At 47.5% G+C, this 17,048-nt stretch carries 19 protein-coding genes; 13 read left to right on the top strand and 6 right to left on the bottom strand.

Annotated features, from left to right (window positions below; translation table 11 throughout):
• The first annotated feature begins 268 nt into the window (after positions 1–268).
• The 11 genes from mnmG to ACWA50_RS03465 all read left to right on the top strand — a co-directional run bounded on the left by mnmG (position 269) and on the right by ACWA50_RS03465 (position 10,001).
• Positions 269–2,161, top strand: coding sequence for a tRNA uridine-5-carboxymethylaminomethyl(34) synthesis enzyme MnmG (gene mnmG, locus ACWA50_RS03515; protein WP_431053946.1), 1,893 nt, complete (start codon positions 269–271; stop codon positions 2,159–2,161).
• On the top strand, positions 2,161–2,796 hold the full coding sequence (gene rsmG / locus ACWA50_RS03510) for a 16S rRNA (guanine(527)-N(7))-methyltransferase RsmG (RefSeq protein WP_431053945.1): 636 nt from the start codon (positions 2,161–2,163) through the stop codon (positions 2,794–2,796). Before mnmG ends, rsmG begins: the two co-directional genes overlap by 1 nt.
• A gap of 247 nt (positions 2,797–3,043) precedes the next feature.
• A complete protein-coding gene (locus ACWA50_RS03505) occupies positions 3,044–3,442 on the top strand; it encodes an ATP synthase subunit I (protein ID WP_431053944.1) in 399 nt (132 codons plus the stop codon).
• 24 nt (positions 3,443–3,466) lie between these two features.
• The gene (atpB, locus tag ACWA50_RS03500; RefSeq protein ID WP_431053943.1) at positions 3,467–4,267 is read left to right on the top strand and encodes a F0F1 ATP synthase subunit A; all 801 of its coding nucleotides are present in this window, start codon (positions 3,467–3,469) and stop codon (positions 4,265–4,267) included.
• A gap of 64 nt (positions 4,268–4,331) precedes the next feature.
• The gene (gene atpE, locus ACWA50_RS03495; protein WP_431053942.1) at positions 4,332–4,586 is read left to right on the top strand and encodes a F0F1 ATP synthase subunit C; all 255 of its coding nucleotides are present in this window, start codon (positions 4,332–4,334) and stop codon (positions 4,584–4,586) included.
• A gap of 62 nt (positions 4,587–4,648) precedes the next feature.
• Entirely contained in the window at positions 4,649–5,119 is a 471-nt protein-coding gene (gene atpF, locus ACWA50_RS03490; RefSeq protein WP_431053941.1) for a F0F1 ATP synthase subunit B, read from the top strand.
• Positions 5,120–5,133: 14 nt separating this feature from the next.
• Positions 5,134–5,667: a F0F1 ATP synthase subunit delta gene (atpH, locus tag ACWA50_RS03485; RefSeq protein ID WP_431053940.1), complete on the top strand. Its 534-nt coding sequence runs from the start codon at positions 5,134–5,136 to the stop codon at positions 5,665–5,667.
• Between the two features lie 12 nt (positions 5,668–5,679).
• A complete protein-coding gene (gene atpA, locus ACWA50_RS03480; RefSeq protein WP_431053939.1) occupies positions 5,680–7,221 on the top strand; it encodes a F0F1 ATP synthase subunit alpha in 1,542 nt (513 codons plus the stop codon).
• Positions 7,222–7,245: 24 nt separating this feature from the next.
• Complete coding sequence (gene atpG / locus ACWA50_RS03475; protein WP_431053938.1) at positions 7,246–8,112, top strand: F0F1 ATP synthase subunit gamma; 867 nt, start codon at positions 7,246–7,248, stop codon at positions 8,110–8,112.
• 21 nt (positions 8,113–8,133) lie between these two features.
• Entirely contained in the window at positions 8,134–9,507 is a 1,374-nt protein-coding gene (atpD, locus tag ACWA50_RS03470) for a F0F1 ATP synthase subunit beta (protein ID WP_431053937.1), read from the top strand.
• A gap of 65 nt (positions 9,508–9,572) precedes the next feature.
• On the top strand, positions 9,573–10,001 hold the full coding sequence (locus ACWA50_RS03465; RefSeq protein WP_431053936.1) for a F0F1 ATP synthase subunit epsilon: 429 nt from the start codon (positions 9,573–9,575) through the stop codon (positions 9,999–10,001).
• Positions 10,002–10,024: 23 nt separating this feature from the next.
• Here ACWA50_RS03465 and ACWA50_RS03460 read toward each other — a convergent pair whose 3' ends face one another.
• The 6 genes from ACWA50_RS03460 to cyaY all read right to left on the bottom strand — a co-directional run bounded on the left by ACWA50_RS03460 (position 10,025) and on the right by cyaY (position 15,484).
• On the bottom strand, positions 10,025–10,639 hold the full coding sequence (locus tag ACWA50_RS03460) for a ferric reductase-like transmembrane domain-containing protein (RefSeq protein ID WP_431053935.1): 615 nt from the start codon (positions 10,637–10,639) through the stop codon (positions 10,025–10,027).
• A complete protein-coding gene (gene msrP / locus ACWA50_RS03455) occupies positions 10,639–11,565 on the bottom strand; it encodes a protein-methionine-sulfoxide reductase catalytic subunit MsrP (RefSeq protein WP_431053934.1) in 927 nt (308 codons plus the stop codon). The genes ACWA50_RS03460 and msrP overlap by 1 nt, the downstream gene beginning before the upstream one ends.
• A 144-nt stretch (positions 11,566–11,709) precedes the next feature.
• Complete coding sequence (gene sodC, locus ACWA50_RS03450) at positions 11,710–12,255, bottom strand: superoxide dismutase [Cu-Zn] SodC (RefSeq protein WP_431053933.1); 546 nt, start codon at positions 12,253–12,255, stop codon at positions 11,710–11,712.
• 107 nt (positions 12,256–12,362) lie between these two features.
• Positions 12,363–13,250 (bottom strand): aldo/keto reductase, encoded by an 888-nt coding sequence (locus tag ACWA50_RS03445; RefSeq protein WP_431053932.1) that lies wholly within the window; start codon positions 13,248–13,250, stop codon positions 12,363–12,365.
• 74 nt (positions 13,251–13,324) lie between these two features.
• Entirely contained in the window at positions 13,325–15,154 is a 1,830-nt protein-coding gene (gene recQ, locus ACWA50_RS03440; protein WP_431053931.1) for a DNA helicase RecQ, read from the bottom strand.
• Positions 15,155–15,157: 3 nt separating this feature from the next.
• Entirely contained in the window at positions 15,158–15,484 is a 327-nt protein-coding gene (gene cyaY / locus ACWA50_RS03435) for an iron donor protein CyaY (protein ID WP_431053930.1), read from the bottom strand.
• A 118-nt stretch (positions 15,485–15,602) separates the two neighbouring features.
• Between cyaY and lptM the strand changes: the two genes are divergently transcribed.
• Together lptM and lysA are read left to right on the top strand one after the other, a co-directional pair.
• Positions 15,603–15,731, top strand: coding sequence for an LPS translocon maturation chaperone LptM (lptM, locus tag ACWA50_RS03430; protein WP_431053929.1), 129 nt, complete (start codon positions 15,603–15,605; stop codon positions 15,729–15,731).
• Between the two features lie 2 nt (positions 15,732–15,733).
• Positions 15,734–16,984, top strand: a complete 1,251-nt coding sequence (gene lysA, locus ACWA50_RS03425; protein ID WP_431053928.1) for a diaminopimelate decarboxylase — start codon at positions 15,734–15,736, stop codon at positions 16,982–16,984.
• Positions 16,985–17,048 lie beyond the last annotated feature (64 nt).

The raw sequence follows: 17,048 nt of genomic DNA, 5'->3' as shown, positions 1-17,048 counted from the left end.
GATCAAGATCTTATAATTAAAAGAAAAAACGGCTTTCTTCACAGGATCACTACCGGCTAATAATAACAATAATAAGATCTTTATATATAAAAAGATCTTTTCTTTATACGCCGGCGATCAAAATTTGATCCGTATGATCGACACCACGGATCAAGTTAATAAATTTCCTTTCACCCTCTGATTAAATTCAGTAGAATAGCGCCCAATTTTACGATCATTGATCAACGCAAGATCGAATTGATCGTATCCGGATCAAACAAGGCATTTTATGATTTATACAGAAACTTATGATGTGATCGTCGTCGGTGGCGGTCATGCTGGCACGGAAGCGGCACTTGCACCGGCACGAATGGGCTTGAAAACCCTATTATTGACCCACAATGTCGATACCTTAGGGCAGATGTCCTGTAATCCGGCGATTGGCGGCATCGGCAAAGGGCATTTGGTCAAAGAGATCGATGCCATGGGCGGTTTAATGGCAACGGCTACGGATCAGGCCGGGATTCAATTCCGTACCTTGAACAGCAGTAAAGGTCCGGCGGTGCGTGCTACCCGTGCGCAGGCGGATCGGGTGTTATATCGCCAAGCCGTGCGGATCGCCTTGGAAAATCAAGAAAATCTCGATATTTTCCAACAGGAAGTGGTTGATATTTTATTGGATCAGGATCGTATCAGCGGGGTTAGTACCAAAATGGGGCTGACTTTCCGTGCCAAAGCGGTGGTGTTGACTGCCGGGACGTTCTTAGCCGGCAAGATCCATATAGGCATGGAAAATTATGTCGGCGGTCGTGCCGGTGATCCGGCGTCGATCATGTTGGCAGATCGGTTGCGTGAATTGAATTTACGCGTTGATCGTTTGAAAACAGGCACCCCGCCGCGCTTAGATGCGCGCACCATTGATTTTTCGGTATTGGAACAGCAGCACGGCGATACGATCCTGCCGGTCTTTTCGTTTATGGGATCAGTCGATCAACATCCGCGTCAGATCCCGTGTTATATCACCCATACCAATGAAAAAGCCCATGATCTGATCCGTGCCAATTTGGATCGCAGTCCGATGTATGCCGGGGTGATCGAAGGGATCGGGCCGCGTTATTGCCCGTCGATCGAAGATAAAGTAATGCGTTTTGCCGAGCGCAACAGCCATCAGATCTACTTAGAACCGGAAGGTTTAACCAGCAATGAGATCTACCCGAATGGGATCTCGACCAGTTTGCCGTTTGACGTGCAAATGGGGATCGTCAATTCGATGAAGGGTTTGGAAAAAGCACGGATCATGAAACCGGGTTATGCGATCGAATATGATTATTTCGATCCGCGCGATCTGAAACCGTCATTGGAAACCAAAGCGATCAACGGTCTGTTTTTTGCCGGGCAGATCAACGGTACCACCGGTTATGAAGAAGCGGCGGCGCAAGGTTTGCTTGCCGGGATCAATGCCGGTTTGTTTGTACAGCAAAAAGCCGCTTGGTATCCGCGCCGTGATCAAGCCTATTTAGGCGTGCTGGTCGATGATCTGTGTACGCTGGGCACCAAAGAACCTTATCGGGTGTTCACTTCGCGTGCCGAATACCGTTTGTTGCTGCGTGAAGACAATGCTGATCTGCGCTTAACCCCGATTGGACGTGAACTGGGCTTGATTGATGAAGCTCGTTGGGCGCGTTTTAATCAAAAACTGGAAAATATTGAACAAGAACAACAGCGCTTGCGCCAAATTTGGATTCATCCCCAATCGGAACATTTGAATGAAGTCAATGCGATTTTAAATAGCCCACTAACCCGCGAAGCCAGCGGTGAAGATCTGTTGCGCCGTCCGGAAGTGGATTATAAAACCCTGACCGCACTTTCAGCCTTCGCCCCGGCGTGTGCCGATGCGCAAGCGGCGGAGCAGGTGGAAATTTCGATTAAATACCAAGGTTATATCGAACATCAATACGAAGAGATCGCACGGCATAAACGGCATGAAAGCACTGCGATTCCGCCGGAATTTGATTACGATAAAGTCAACGGCTTGTCCAACGAAGTGCGGTTGAAATTGACCCAGCACCGTCCGATCTCGATCGGACAAGCTTCGCGTATTTCCGGGGTGACCCCGGCGGCGATCTCAATCTTGCTGGTGAATTTGAAAAAACAAGGTATGCTCAAACGTGGGGATGAATAATGACGTTGGCGATTGAATTACGGGCAAAATTGGATCAGCTGCTGGCGCAAACCGCACTTTCGGTCAACGATCAGCAAAAGCAGCAATTGGTTGCTTTTGTTGAATTGTTGAATAAATGGAACAAGGCGTATAACCTGACATCGGTGCGTGATCCGCAGGAAATGCTGGTGAAGCACATTCTCGACAGTTTGGTGGTGAGTCCTTATTTACAAGGTTCGCGCTTTATCGATGTCGGCACCGGACCGGGCTTGCCCGGCATTCCGTTGGCGATTATCAACCCCGATCAGCAATATGTGTTGTTGGACAGTCTCGGCAAGCGGATTACCTTTATCCGTCAAGTCATTCGTCAGTTAGGTTTGACTAACGTCACGCCGATTCAAAGCCGGGTTGAGGAATATCAGCCCGAAGTGCGGTTCGACGGGGTGCTTAGCCGCGCGTTTGCTTCATTACAGGATATGACCGCCTGGTGTCGGCATTTAGTGGCGGATTCAGGGCGGTTTTATGCCTTGAAAGGGATTTTTAATCCCGATGAATTGGGCGAACTGCAACCGCACTTTGTATTGCAGCAAAAAATGAAGTTGTCCGTGCCGCAATTGGTCGGAGAAAGGCACTTGATTATTCTGGTAAAAGGTTAAAAATCGGGTTATCAAAAATGGATAAACGAGGGCTTTATCATTTATTGTGATAAAAAAGTAAAATTTTTTTAGTAATTGTTAAGCAGATAGCATTTTTACGCCCTTTAATCGTTGCAATAATTTAATCTGACCGTATAATTTATGCCAGTTTTATTTGTACCTAATTTACCTCGTTAGAGTTAAAGTGTTGTACATAAATTAACCATGAATAGCTAAGTTCTATTTCGGTTAAGTAACAGGATATGAGATGTCGGCGGTACTGGATAAAAATAAAAAGCTTTATAGCAAAGTCTTTATTATCGAATTCGCATTGATATTAATCGGTTATGCGTTATTTTATCTGTTACAATCGGCACTTTCCCTCTCTTTTTTGTTGGGATCCGTGATAGCTTGGCTGCCACAGATGGTTTTTGCGGTTTATGTCTTTTATCTGCAGGCGGATTCGCCGATAGCAAATAAAGCGAAAATACTCTACCGGGGGGAAGGAATAAAAATCGCCTTGATGATCATTTTGTTATTGCTGGTGTTCATCAATATCGAATTGAACCCGATTGTCTTTTTTGCGGGTTATTTTTGCTTTATTTTACTTAATAACCTTTTACCTTTTGTATTGGGGCGGATGTTCGATACAAAAGCTAAAAACTAACTCACTGACGAAGTAGGAAACTGTATGGCTGCCGAAGGTTCATCCCCAACCTCTATTGAATATATTCAACATCACCTTTCGTTTCTCAACAAGGGCGAAGGATTTTGGTCGGTCAATATCGACTCTTTATTTTTTGCCGTCGTAACCGGATTCTTGTTCATCTATTTTTTCCGTAAAGCCGCGAAAAAAGCGACTAGCGGCGTGCCGGGCAAATGGCAATGTGCGGTCGAAATGATGGTGGAATGGGTTGACGGCGTGGTGAAAGAAAACTTCCACGGCAGCCGTAATTTTATTGGTCCATTAGGACTAACCGTTTTCGTTTGGGTGTTATTAATGAACACCATCGACTTGGTGCCGGTCGATTATTTACCGCAAATTGCCCATGCGTTGGGCTTTGAATACCTGCGTGCGGTACCGACCGCAGATATGAACGTGACTTTCGGCATGTCGATTGCGGTATTTTTCCTGATCATTATCTACACCGTCAAATCCAAAGGCTTCGGGGGTTTGGTGAAAGAGTACACTATGCACCCGTTCACCCATCCGGTGTTTATCCCGGTTAACTTCCTGTTAGAAACCGTCACCTTATTGGCTAAACCGGTTTCATTGGGCTTGCGTCTATTCGGTAACCTCTATGCCGGCGAATTAATTTTTATTTTGATCGCCTTGACCTACTCCGCCAACTATCTGGTCGGCGGTTTGGGGATCGGCTTACATCTGGTATGGGCAATCTTCCACATTTTGGTGGTGGTATTGCAAGCCTTTATCTTTATGATGTTAACCATTGTCTATATCAGTATCGCGTATAATAAAGCGGAACATTAATTTTTAACTTTTATTTTTAACCCGGCAATTTTGCCAACACTTTAACTTAAACATGGAGAAACTCATGGAAACTGTAATCACGGCAACAATTTTCGCTTCTGCAATTATGATTTCAATTGCGGCATTCGGCACCGCTATTGGCTTTGCATTATTGGGCGGTAAATATATGGAGTCGGCAGCCCGTCAACCTGAATTGGCTAACTCTTTGTTGACCAAAATGTTTATCGTGGCAGGTTTACTTGATGCGATTTCAATGATTGCGGTTGGTATTGCATTGTATTTCATCTTCGTCAGTCCGTTTACTGCGTTATTAGGTTAATTTTTTGCGTTATAGCCAAATCAAGGCTGTAGCTACCTATAACCATTATTGAGGAGGACGTTGTGGATATTAACGCAACACTAATCGGACAATCGATTGCATTCCTACTGTTTGTCTGGTTTTGCATGAAATTTGTCTGGCCACCGATTATCAAAGCGATTGAAGAGCGTCAGGCTGGGATTGCCAATGCCTTGGCGTCTGCCGAAGCGGCGAAGCAAGAGCAAGCGGATACCAAAGTGCTGTTAGAGCAAGAGCTCAATGCAGCCAAAAAACAAGCGCAAGAGATCATCGATCTGGCGAATAAACGTCGCAATGAAATTTTGGATGAAGTGCGGTCTGAAGCCGAGTCGGTCAAAGCCAAAATTATCGAGCAAGGTTATGCCGAAGTGCAAGCCGAACGCAAACGGGCACAAGAAGAGTTGCGCGTTAAAGTGGCTTCATTGGCGTTGGCTGGTGCAGAAAAAATTGTGGGTCGTTCAATTGATGAAGCGGCAAATAGCGACATCATTGATAAACTTGTTGCAGAACTATAAGGAAGGTGGGGCTAATGTCAGAATACATCACAGTCGCACGCCCCTATGCTAAAGCCGCATTTGATTTTGCGGTGGAACAGAACCGGTTGGAGCAATGGCAGCAAATGTTGAATTTTAGCGCTGCCGTGACTGAAAATGATCAGATTAAAAATTTTCTGAAAGAATCGTTTTCACCGCCAAAAGCCGCCGCAACCTTGATTCAAATTTGTGGTGATCAGCTGGATCAGTACGGGCAAAACCTTATCCGTTTAATGGCAGAAAATAAACGCTTACTGGCGTTACCCGAAGTGCTTCGTCTGTTCGAACAGCTAGTGGATGAGTATAAATCCCTGGCTGAGGTTGAAGTCATTTCCGCCGAACCATTAACGCAGCAACAACAACAAAATATTCTCCAGGCAATGGAAAAGAAACTTGCCCGCAAAGTGAAATTAAATTGCAGCATTGATAAAAGCCTGATTGGCGGGGCGTTGATTCGCAGCGGTGACTTGGTCATCGACGGCAGCAGTCGCGGTCAATTAGCGCGTTTGGCAAATGAATTGCAATTGTAAGAGGAATAGAAGATGCAACTGAATTCTACAGAAATTAGTGAACTGATTAAGAAACGGATTGCCGATTTTAGCGTAACGAGCGAAGCGCGTAATACCGGCACTATCGTGTCGGTAAGTGACGGTATTATCCGCATTAACGGCTTAAGTGATGCGATGCAAGGGGAAATGATTGCCCTGCCGGGTAACCGTTTTGCGATTGCGCTCAACTTGGAACGCGATTCGGTCGGCGCGGTGGTGATGGGGCCTTATTCCGATTTAGCCGAAGGCATGGAAGTGCAATGTACCGGGCGTATTTTGGAAGTACCGGTCGGTCGTAATTTGTTAGGTCGTGTGGTTAATACCTTAGGGCAACCGATTGACGGCAAAGGCGAAATCGTTGCCGATGCGTATTCGCCGATTGAAGTGATTGCGCCGGGCGTTATCGACCGTAAATCGGTTGATCAGCCGGTACAGACAGGTTATAAAGCGGTAGACTCGATGGTGCCAATCGGTCGCGGTCAGCGTGAGCTGATTATCGGTGACCGTCAAACCGGTAAAACCGCACTTGCGATTGATGCAATCATCAACCAACGCGATTCCGATATTAAATGTATCTATGTGGCAATTGGGCAGAAAGCCTCTACAATCGCCAATGTGGTGCGTAAATTGGAAGAACACGGCGCATTAGACAACACTATCGTGGTCGTCGCGTCTGCTGCGGAATCTGCCGCATTGCAATACCTTGCGCCATACGCCGGTTGTGCGATGGGCGAATTTTTCCGTGACAACGGCGAAGATGCGTTGATCGTGTATGACGATTTGTCTAAGCAAGCGGTTGCTTACCGTCAAATTTCCCTATTATTACGCCGTCCGCCGGGTCGTGAAGCATTCCCAGGGGATGTATTCTATTTGCACTCACGTCTATTAGAACGTGCGGCGCGCGTTAGCGCGGAATACGTTGAAAAATTCACTAATGGCCGGGTGAAAGGCAAAACCGGTTCTTTAACCGCATTGCCGATTATCGAAACCCAAGCCGGTGACGTTTCCGCATTCGTACCAACCAACGTGATCTCCATTACCGACGGGCAGATTTTTTTGGAATCCGATCTGTTTAACTCCGGGATCCGTCCGGCGGTTAACCCGGGGATTTCGGTCTCGCGCGTCGGTGGTGCGGCGCAAACCAAAGTGGTTAAAAAACTGGCGGGTGGTATCCGTACCGCACTTGCGCAGTACCGCGAATTGGCGGCGTTTGCCCAGTTTGCTTCCGATTTGGACGACACAACCCGTAAACAGTTGTCACACGGTCAAAAAGTGACGGAATTACTGAAACAAACCCAATACTCGCCATTAAGCGTCGGACAACAAGCGTTGGTGCTGTTTGCGGTGGAATTCGGTTATCTTGATGATGTCGAGTTGGATCGTATCGGTTCGTTTGAAAGCAGCTTATTTGATTTTGCCAATAATCATGAAGCGGAATTCTTAAAAGAGCTGTCCAAAACCGGCGACTACAATGATGAAATCAAGGATAAACTGAAATCTATCCTGGATAACTTCAAAACCAAAGGTGCATGGTAAATATTGACCTAACGGAGAGATGAAATGGCAGGTGCGAAAGAGATCAGAACCAAAATTGCCAGCGTGAAAAGTACGCAAAAAATCACCAAGGCAATGGAAATGGTGGCAGCCTCAAAAATGCGAAAAACGCAGGAACGCATGTCTTCTTCACGTCCGTATTCAACCGCAATACGTAACGTAATTAGCCATGTATCCAAAGGTAATATTGAGTATCAGCATCCTTTTTTGGTGGAACGGGAAATCAAAAAAGTCGGCTTTTTGGTGATTTCGACTGACCGTGGTTTGTGCGGCGGTTTAAACGTTAATTTGTTTAAAACCGCACTTAACGAGATTAAACAATGGAAAGACAAGCAAGTCAGTGTCGAAGTCGGCTTGCTCGGTTCAAAAGCGATCAGTTTTTTCCATTCGTTGGGTTTAACCATTCGCGGACAAACTTCAGGAATGGGCGATACGCCGTCGGTTGAGCAGATTATCGGGATTGCCAATGCGATGTTTGACCGCTATAGCAACGGCGAATATGACGCGATTTATGTGGTTTACAATAAATTCGTCAACACCATGTCGCAAAAGCCGGTGGTACAGCAGCTGATTCCACTGTCTGCATTGGAAAAAGACGAACTGACGACCGAAAACAGCTGGGATTACCTGTATGAGCCAAACGCCAAATATCTGCTGGATAAACTGTTGACCCGTTATTTGGAAGCGCAAGTTTATCAAGCGGTAGTCGAGAATTTGGCATCGGAACAAGCGGCGCGGATGGTGGCGATGAAGTCGGCGACGGATAATGCCGGTAACTTGATTAACGACTTGCAGTTGGTTTACAACAAGGCGCGTCAAGCCAGTATTACAAATGAATTAAATGAAATTGTTGCCGGTGCGGCAGCGATTTAACCAAAGAATAGAGGATCGGTAATGGCAACAGGAAAAATTGTACAAATCATCGGTGCCGTCATTGACGTTGAATTTCCACAAGATGCGGTACCTAAAGTCTATGACGCATTAAAGGTGGAAACCGGATTAACCCTTGAAGTTCAACAACAGTTGGGCGGCGGTATGGTGCGTTGTATCGCAATGGGTTCATCAGACGGCTTAAAACGCCATTTGAGCGTAACCAACACCAACAACCCGATTTCAGTGCCGGTTGGGGTGAAAACCCTTGGGCGTATCATGAATGTGCTGGGGGAGCCTATTGATGAAAAAGGCGATATCGGCGCGGAAGAAAGCTGGTCAATCCACCGTGAAGCCCCGAGTTATGAAGAGCAATCCAATAGCACCGAATTGCTGGAAACCGGGATTAAAGTTATCGACTTGGTGTGTCCGTTTGCGAAGGGCGGTAAAGTCGGTTTGTTCGGTGGCGCCGGTGTAGGTAAAACCGTGAATATGATGGAGTTAATCCGTAATATTGCGATTGAACACTCCGGTTATTCGGTATTTGCCGGCGTGGGTGAGCGTACCCGCGAAGGCAACGATTTCTACCATGAAATGCAAGATTCCAACGTATTGGATAAAGTATCACTGGTGTACGGGCAAATGAACGAGCCGCCGGGCAACCGTTTGCGCGTGGCGTTAACCGGTTTGACCATGGCGGAAAAATTTCGTGACGAAGGACGCGATGTGTTGTTCTTCGTGGATAACATCTACCGTTATACCTTGGCAGGGACGGAAGTATCCGCTTTGTTAGGACGTATGCCGTCGGCGGTAGGCTATCAGCCGACCTTGGCGGAAGAGATGGGCGTATTGCAAGAGCGGATCACCTCAACCAAAACCGGCTCAATCACCTCGATTCAAGCGGTTTACGTACCGGCGGATGACTTGACTGACCCGTCACCGGCAACCACGTTTGCCCACTTGGATGCAACGGTGGTATTAAGCCGTCAGATCGCCTCATTGGGGATCTATCCGGCGGTCGATCCGTTGGATTCGACTTCGCGTCAATTAGATCCGTTAGTGGTCGGTAAAGATCACTACGAAGTGGCGCGTGGCGTGCAATCGACGTTACAACGCTATAAAGAATTGAAAGACATTATTGCGATTTTGGGGATGGACGAGTTGTCGGAAGACGACAAACTGGTTGTTGCCCGTGCGCGTAAAATCGAACGTTTCTTATCGCAGCCGTTCTTCGTGGCGGAAGTCTTTACCGGTTCGCCGGGCAAATATGTGTCGCTAAAAGACACCATTGCCGGCTTTAAAGGTATTTTGGACGGCGAATACGATCATATTCCGGAACAAGCGTTCTATATGGTCGGTTCTATCGACGAAGTATTGGCAAAAGCCGAGAAGATGTAATCATTCCTTGGGTAATATTGCATTGTAATATTACCCGTTAGGTCACTAAATAAAAGGAGAATACGATGGCATCTTCATTTGAACTGACGGTGGTCAGCGCGGAAAAGCAAATTTTTCACGGTGAAGTCAATGCGATTCAGGTTTCCGGGGTTGAAGGGGATTTAGGGATTTTAGCCGGGCATACCCCGTTATTAACCGAGATCAAACCGGGCGTACTACAAATCAAACAAGAAAGCGGACAGGAAATTATCTATGTTTCCGGCGGTTTCTTAGAAGTGCAGCCGACCACGGTAACCGTGCTGGCCGATACGGCGATTCGTGGTGACGAGTTGGATAAAGATCGGATTCTGGCAGCAAAACGCCGTGCCGAGGAAAATACGCATTCCAAACATGGCGATGTGGATTATTCCTTGCTGTCGTCCAAATTGTCACGCGAATTGGCAAAACTGCATGCTTATGAATTGACTGAAAAGTTGACTAAAGCAAAACGTTAATTGCTTGTCTGATAAATACGCCGTCATACTCTCAGCGTTGGCGGCTTTTTATTGGAAAATAAATGAGCGAAGGCTTTGAAAAATATAATGGCTACGGCTACGGCAATAAAAAACAGCGGTTGCAGGGTAATGCCTTTAACCGACCAATAGTAATGAATAATGCCCAATATTATTGCTAAATAGCTTAATTGATGTAATGAAAACCAGTTTTTTGCCATTTTCCGGCGCAGATAAGGCAAAGAACTGACTGCCGCCGCCAAAAATAACAGTAAAGCCAAGCTACCGATCAGCAAGTAAGGACGGGTGGCGATTTCTGTGAAAAACAGGCGGTAATCGAAAGCTAATTCAAAAAATAAATAGCTTACGAGATGTAACAGTAACCAAAATAGCGCCCACAATCCCAAATCACGATGAAAGCTACGTAGGCGGGCGTTACCGTACAACTGGGTCAGTATCCGCAATAGAAATAGCGCGCTAAAGAGATAAAGTGCGGTTAAGCCTAGAAAATGGATCAATTCTTTGCCCGGATCGGCAGCAAAAACCGCACTGATATCGCCATATCCCAGTGTATAAATTAGCCATAGCAACAGCGCGCTACAGCCGCCATGAATACCGATACGAAGCAAGAGGTATAACATCAGAAATTTGTCCGCAGATCGAGATGATTGTATAAAGAAGAGACCTCATCGGCATAGCCGTTAAACATTAGAGTCGGTTGACGTTTAACCGAAAGCAAACCGCCGCTGCCGATAATCCGTTCGCTGGCTTGCGACCAACGCGGATGATCAACATTCGGGTTTACATTGGCGTAAAAACCGTATTCGTGCGGTGCTAGCTTTTGCCAAGTATTCAAAGGTTGCTGTTCGGTCAAGGTGATTTTCACAATCGACTTAATGCTTTTAAAGCCGTATTTCCACGGTACGACCAAACGTACCGGTGCGCCATTTTGTGGCAATAAATCTTTGCCGTACAATCCGACCGCCATTAAGGTGAGAGGATGCATGGCTTCCTGTATGCTCAAACCTTCGACATAAGGATAATCAATGCCGCCGCCGAGATAACGATCGCGTTGTCCCGGCATTTGTTGCGGATCATATAGGGTTTCAAAGCGGACATATTTGGCATTGGCAGTCGGATTGACCATCTTTAATAATTGGTTGAGCTCAAAACCTAACCACGGAATAACCATTGACCAAGCTTCTACACAGCGAAAACGGTAAATTCTTTCTTTCAAGGCAAAACGGTGATGTAAATCGTCCCAATCCAATGTCAGCGGTTGATGGACTTCACCATCAATGGTTAAAGTCCAGGGATTTGTTTGCAACTGCCTGCTCTTTTTTTGCGGATCGTTTTTGCCAACCCCAAATTCGTAAAAGTTGTTATAGCCGGTCACTTTATCTTCAGGTGTGAGTTTAAGTGAATTTTCCGTATCTAATACCGTTTGTGCCCGCAATAAATCCGGAACTAACAAACTGCTGCCGGCAACCCCAAGTGCGGTCAAAATTTTGCGACGATGATGAAAAATACGTTCATCGGTAACGTCATATTCACGATATTTTTTCATATCAACTCCTAGATTATGTTCCATCGTTATTTTAATTGGACAAAAAAATAGTATAAAAGTGCTGTCAATTAATAGGAGTTTATATAAAGATACGTTTTTAAAAATAACCCTGATTCATGTCAGGGTTATTGATTAAGGATAAAACTATTTGATTACACCGCACGCCATTCTGGCACCGCCACCGCCCAACGGCGCCGGGTGATCGGCATGGTTATCGCCACCGGCGTGAATCATAATCGAACGTTGTTTGATGTCAGCCAGTTTTTTCAAGCGCGGCGCCAATACCGGATTGGTTGCGGTGCCGTCTTGGTTCACGGTTAGTGCCGGCAAATCCCCTAAATGTGCGCCTTTTTCCCATGGGAAACCGTGTTTTTCCGCTTTTTCAGGATCCCAATGCCCGCCTGCGGCTAAACCGGCGACCAGTTTGCCGTCTTTTTCTTTGGCATCACAACTCGGATTTTGGTGTAGGTGAAAACCGTGCAAGCCCGGTGTTAGATCGCGTAATTCCGGGGTAAATACCAAGCCGTAATCCGATTCGGTGACCACAATTTTGCCGATGTCTTGATTGCCGTTAGCCGGATCCAACAACTGCACCTGAATGCTCAGACTATCGCTGTCGGCGGCCAGTGTGCTTGTCGGCAGTACAAAAGCGCAAAGGGAAAGTGCGGTGACAAGTAACGTTTTTTTCATAGTATCTCCTTAAGTAAGTGATTAATCCGATACTCAACGACCGGATAAGTCTACCATAAAGCATAATTAACAAAATTTTAAGTGATTCGGTTCACAAAACGACTAAATTATGGAATATCATGCCCCTGTGCCGCTTTATACACCTCAATCCAATCCTGTTCGGTAAAGCGGATTGCAAGCGCCTCGACCGCCCTTTTAATCCGGCGCAGTTCGCCCGAGCCGATCACCGGCGTGATTTTTGCCGGATGGCTGAGCAGCCAGGCGAATGCCAAGGTGTCTAAGTGGCTTTCGTTAAAACGTTGTCCGATGTCGAGCAGGGCTTTGCGCACGCGCGCGCCGGCAGGGTTATCTTTGTTAAACAGCGCGCCGCCTGCCAACGGCGACCACGCCATCGGACGAATGCGTTTTTCCATTAAATAATCCAGCGTGCCGTCGTTGAACGGATCTAAATGCAATGGCGAAATTTGAATCTGGTTGGTGACTAACGGCTGCTTGAGATAGGATTGCAACATACTGAATTTACTCGGGGTGTAGTTGGATACGCCGAATGACCGCACTTTGCCGCTGCGTTGTAAATCATCAAAGGCGTTGGCGACTTGCTCCGGGTCAACGCAAGGCGAGAGACGGTGAATCAGCAGCAAATCCAGATATTCGCACTGCATTTTAGCAATCGAACGTTCGGCGGAAGCCACGATATGTTCGTAGCTGTTATCGTAATAATGGCTGTCGATATTCGGCAGTTCTTGGCTTGGAAAGAGGATACCGCACTTGGTAATCAGCGTGATTTCTTGCCGCAGCGACGGTTTGAGTTTTAACGCTTGCCCGAAGGCTTCTTCATTGGTAAACGCGCCGTAACAGGCGGCATGGTCAAAGGTGCGGATACCGATTTCAATCACTTGCTCGGTCAGTTGTAACAGTTGTTGTGGGGTTAAATTCCACTCTTTTAAGCGCCAGTAACCGTGTACCAGCCGATCCAGTTGAAATGCGCTGCTCATGATGTTCCCCTTTTGTATTTGCTGTGATTATAGCGACATCATAACGCAAAAGTGCGGTCAGGCGACAGGCTATTTTATTGCTTTTGCAGATTGGCTTGATGTTCTTTAATCAAAGAGATAAACGGCTGGGCGAAGCGATCCAACTTACGCAAACCGACGCCGTTGATTTGTAGCATTTCGCTGTTGGACGTCGGCATTAGTTGCGCCATTTCCTGTAAGGTGGCGTCGTTGAACACGATGTACGGCGGAATGCTTTCCTTGTCGGCGATTTGCTTACGCAGGAAACGCAGACGGGCGAACAGGTCTTTGTCGTAATTTTTCAGCGCGGTGTTTTGGCCGCGCTGAATCACCGACATCGACAAACGTGGGGTGGCAAGCGAAAGTGCGGTTTCGCCGCGCAAAATCGGGCGTGCCGCTTCGGTCAGGCGCAAGGCGGAAAACTGCATAATGTTCTGTTCGATATAGCCGAGATGAATCAACTGGCGGATCACGTTGAACCAATACTCCTGACTCTGCTCTTTGCCGATGGCAAACACCGACAGTTGGTCGTGCCCGTGATCTTTAATCCGCTGGTTTTGCAAACCGCGCAGCACCGCCACCACATAATGCAAGCCGAAGTTCTGCCCGACACGGTAGATCACCGACATCACTTTTTGCGCGTCGAGCAAGCCGTCATAGGATTTGGGCGGATCAAGGCAAATATCGCAGTTTTTACACGGCGTAGTGCGGTGTTCGCCGAAATAGTTCAACAGCACCAAACGGCGGCAGGTCTGCGCTTCGGCAAAGGCGCCCATGGCTTGCAATTTATGCTGTTCCACTTGGCGTTGCTGGCTTTCCGGCTTTTCCAACAACATCTTGTTTAACCAGGCATAATCGGACGGATCGTACAACATCACCGCTTCCGCCGGCAAATCGTCGCGCCCGGCACGCCCGGTTTCCTGATAATAGGCTTCAATCGTGCGCGGCAGATCAAAATGCAGCACAAAACGCACATTGGATTTATTAATTCCCATACCGAAGGCGACGGTGGCGACCACCACTTGAATATTATCGCGCTGAAACGCCAGTTGCGTCGCCTCGCGCTCGGCAATGTCCAAGCCGGCATGATACGGCGCGCAACTGATATTGCGCCGTTGCAGGCTTTCGCACAGCTGTTCGGTTTTCTTGCGACTGTTGCAATACACGATCCCGCTCTTGCCCTTCTGCCCCAACACAAAGCGGCATATCTGTTCAATCCCTTTGTATTTTTCGACCAAGGTGTAGCGGATATTGGCGCGGTCAAAACTGCCGATATATTGATAAGGCTGCTCGAACGCCAAATACTGCAGAATATCCTGCCGGGTCGCCTGATCGGCGGTGGCGGTCAATGCCATAATCGGCGTGTCGGGAAAGCTCTTTTTCAAGCCGCCAAGTGCGGTATATTCCGGACGGAAATCATGCCCCCATTGCGAAATACAATGCGCCTCGTCAATGGCAATAAAACTGACTTGGCATTGGCAGATAAATTGGAAAAAGCCGGTGGTCATCACCTTTTCCGGCGAAATATACAACAGCTTCAATTCGCCGTTGATCGCCTTATTCTGCACCTGTTGCTGTTCGGCAAAGGATTGGCTGGAGTTGAGATACGCTGCTTCCACGCCGTTGCTCAACAACTGATCGACCTGATCTTTCATCAGTGAAATCAATGGTGAAATCACGAGGGTCAAGCCGTCAAAACAGAGCGCAGGCACTTGGTAACACAGCGATTTACCGCTGCCGGTCGCCATCACCACCAGCGTATCTTGTCCGCTTAACACCGCTTCGATCACCGCCTGCTGCCCCTGACGGAAAGCATGATAACCAAACACTTGTTGCAATACGGCAAGTGCGGTGGTGAGTGTTGGGCTAGGCGGCAAGGCAGACATGGATTATTTTGTTACGTGATTAGCGAGGGTCACGCTTTCGCTGTAATAAGCGGTCAAGGCTTGATTTAACAGTTGGAAAAATTCCTGTTGATCGGCGGTCAGCCACTGTCCATCGCGGAATTTGAAGTGATAGCCGCCCAGTTTGCTGGCAAGCCACAGCTCAAGCAACGGCTCTTGTTTGTTGATCACGATTTGCTGTCCGTTTTCAAAAGTGATGGAAAACACCGAACCGTGGGTGTCGCAATCGACATCAATTTCCTGCTGATCCAGTTGTTCTTCAATTGTGTTCCAAGTCTGTTCAACCTGACGGTGAAATTCTGCTACGTTCATAGGTTAGGGTCTGTTAAAGGAAAGTAGGCACAAATTATAGTCATTTTGCCGCGATAGTGATAGCACAAAGCGTGAATTAATGGTAAAAATAGCCGTTATTTAATGATAAGAGGCAGTTATGAAAAAATATTTGGCGTGTTTGCTGACAACGGCGATGTTGCTCGGTTTAAGTGCGTGCGGCGTGAAAGGTCCGCTCTACTTCCCTGCGGAAAAACCGGCTGAAACACAATCAATCAATCAGGGTTAAACATGGATTTTTTTCACTATCAAAATCAACAATTGATGGCGGAAAACGTGCCGGTGGCGCAAATTGCCGCCGAATTCGGCACGCCGCTGTATGTTTATTCCCGCGCTACGCTGGAACGCCATTGGCACGCTTTTGACGACGCATTCGGCGCGCACCCGCACTTAATCTGCTTTGCGGTTAAATCCAACCCGAATATTGCGATTTTAAACCTGATGGCAAAATTGGGATCAGGCTTTGACATTGTGTCGCAAGGGGAGCTGGAGCGCGTGCTCGCCGCCGGTGGCGACGCCGGCAAAGTGGTGTTTTCCGGCGTGGCAAAAACCGAAGCGGAAATCCGCCGCGCGTTGGAAGTCGGTATCCGTTGTTTTAACGTCGAATCGCTCTCCGAATTGAAACGGATTAACCAAGTGGCGGCAAGTTTAGGCAAAATCGCGCCGATTTCATTGCGCGTCAATCCGGATGTCGATGCCAAAACCCACCCGTATATTTCCACCGGCTTGAAAGAGAATAAATTCGGGGTCAGCGTTGATGAAGCGCGTGAGGTTTACCGCTTTGCCGCTACCTTGCCCAACATTAAAATCAGCGGCATGGATTGCCATATCGGTTCGCAACTGACCGAATTGCAACCGTTTTTGGACGCAACCGACCGTTTGTTGCTGTTAATGCAGCAATTAAAACAAGACGGCATTGCGTTGCAGCACTTGGATTTAGGCGGCGGATTGGGCGTGCCTTATCACGGCGAAACGCCACCGCACCCGAGTGAATACACCACCGCTTTGCTGCAAAAACTGCAAGCTTATCCCGAACTGGAAATTATCCTCGAACCGGGACGCGCCATCACCGCCAATGCCGGCATTTTGCTCAGCAAAGTGGAATACCTGAAAAGCAACGAATCGCGCAATTTCGCCATTGTCGATGCCGGCATGAACGACATGATCCGCCCGGCGTTATATCAGGCGTATATGGAAATCATCGAAGTTGACCGCACTTTAGATCGGCAAAGTGCGGTCTACGACATCGTCGGCCCGATTTGCGAAACCTCCGATTTCCTCGGCAAACAACGCCAACTGGCAATTGCCGAAGGCGACTTGATTGCGCAACGTTCGGCAGGCGCTTACGGCGCAAGTATGTCTTCCAACTACAACTCCCGCCCACGCATCGCCGAAGTGATGGTGGACGGCGATAAAGCGCATTTGATTAAACGCCGTGAAAGCTATCGGGAGTTGTGGCAGTTGGAGCGGGTGTTGCCTTAAATGCCGAGTTCAAACCGCACTTTTATCGATGATCTGCACCCCAAAAGTTGGACTGCAAAACCAA

This window comes from Testudinibacter sp. P17/SS/0325 (assembly GCF_053570765.1).
This window is presented reverse-complemented; position numbering and strand designations above follow the sequence as displayed.

Excerpts from the sequence above, each read along its gene's own strand:
- mnmG (WP_431053946.1), top strand. The coding sequence starts at position 269 with ATGATTTATACAGAAACTTATGATGTGATCGTCGTCGGTGGCGGTCAT.
- rsmG (WP_431053945.1), top strand. The coding sequence starts at position 2,161 with ATGACGTTGGCGATTGAATTACGGGCAAAATTGGATCAGCTGCTGGCG.
- ACWA50_RS03505 (WP_431053944.1), top strand. The coding sequence starts at position 3,044 with ATGTCGGCGGTACTGGATAAAAATAAAAAGCTTTATAGCAAAGTCTTT.
- atpB (WP_431053943.1), top strand. The coding sequence starts at position 3,467 with ATGGCTGCCGAAGGTTCATCCCCAACCTCTATTGAATATATTCAACAT.
- atpE (WP_431053942.1), top strand. The coding sequence starts at position 4,332 with ATGGAAACTGTAATCACGGCAACAATTTTCGCTTCTGCAATTATGATT.
- atpH (WP_431053940.1), top strand. The coding sequence starts at position 5,134 with ATGTCAGAATACATCACAGTCGCACGCCCCTATGCTAAAGCCGCATTT.
- atpA (WP_431053939.1), top strand. The coding sequence starts at position 5,680 with ATGCAACTGAATTCTACAGAAATTAGTGAACTGATTAAGAAACGGATT.
- atpG (WP_431053938.1), top strand. The coding sequence starts at position 7,246 with ATGGCAGGTGCGAAAGAGATCAGAACCAAAATTGCCAGCGTGAAAAGT.
- atpD (WP_431053937.1), top strand. The coding sequence starts at position 8,134 with ATGGCAACAGGAAAAATTGTACAAATCATCGGTGCCGTCATTGACGTT.
- ACWA50_RS03465 (WP_431053936.1), top strand. The coding sequence starts at position 9,573 with ATGGCATCTTCATTTGAACTGACGGTGGTCAGCGCGGAAAAGCAAATT.
- ACWA50_RS03460 (WP_431053935.1), bottom strand. The coding sequence starts at position 10,639 with ATGTTATACCTCTTGCTTCGTATCGGTATTCATGGCGGCTGTAGCGCG.
- msrP (WP_431053934.1), bottom strand. The coding sequence starts at position 11,565 with ATGAAAAAATATCGTGAATATGACGTTACCGATGAACGTATTTTTCAT.
- sodC (WP_431053933.1), bottom strand. The coding sequence starts at position 12,255 with ATGAAAAAAACGTTACTTGTCACCGCACTTTCCCTTTGCGCTTTTGTA.
- ACWA50_RS03445 (WP_431053932.1), bottom strand. The coding sequence starts at position 13,250 with ATGAGCAGCGCATTTCAACTGGATCGGCTGGTACACGGTTACTGGCGC.
- recQ (WP_431053931.1), bottom strand. The coding sequence starts at position 15,154 with ATGTCTGCCTTGCCGCCTAGCCCAACACTCACCACCGCACTTGCCGTA.
- cyaY (WP_431053930.1), bottom strand. The coding sequence starts at position 15,484 with ATGAACGTAGCAGAATTTCACCGTCAGGTTGAACAGACTTGGAACACA.
- lptM (WP_431053929.1), top strand. The coding sequence starts at position 15,603 with ATGAAAAAATATTTGGCGTGTTTGCTGACAACGGCGATGTTGCTCGGT.
- lysA (WP_431053928.1), top strand. The coding sequence starts at position 15,734 with ATGGATTTTTTTCACTATCAAAATCAACAATTGATGGCGGAAAACGTG.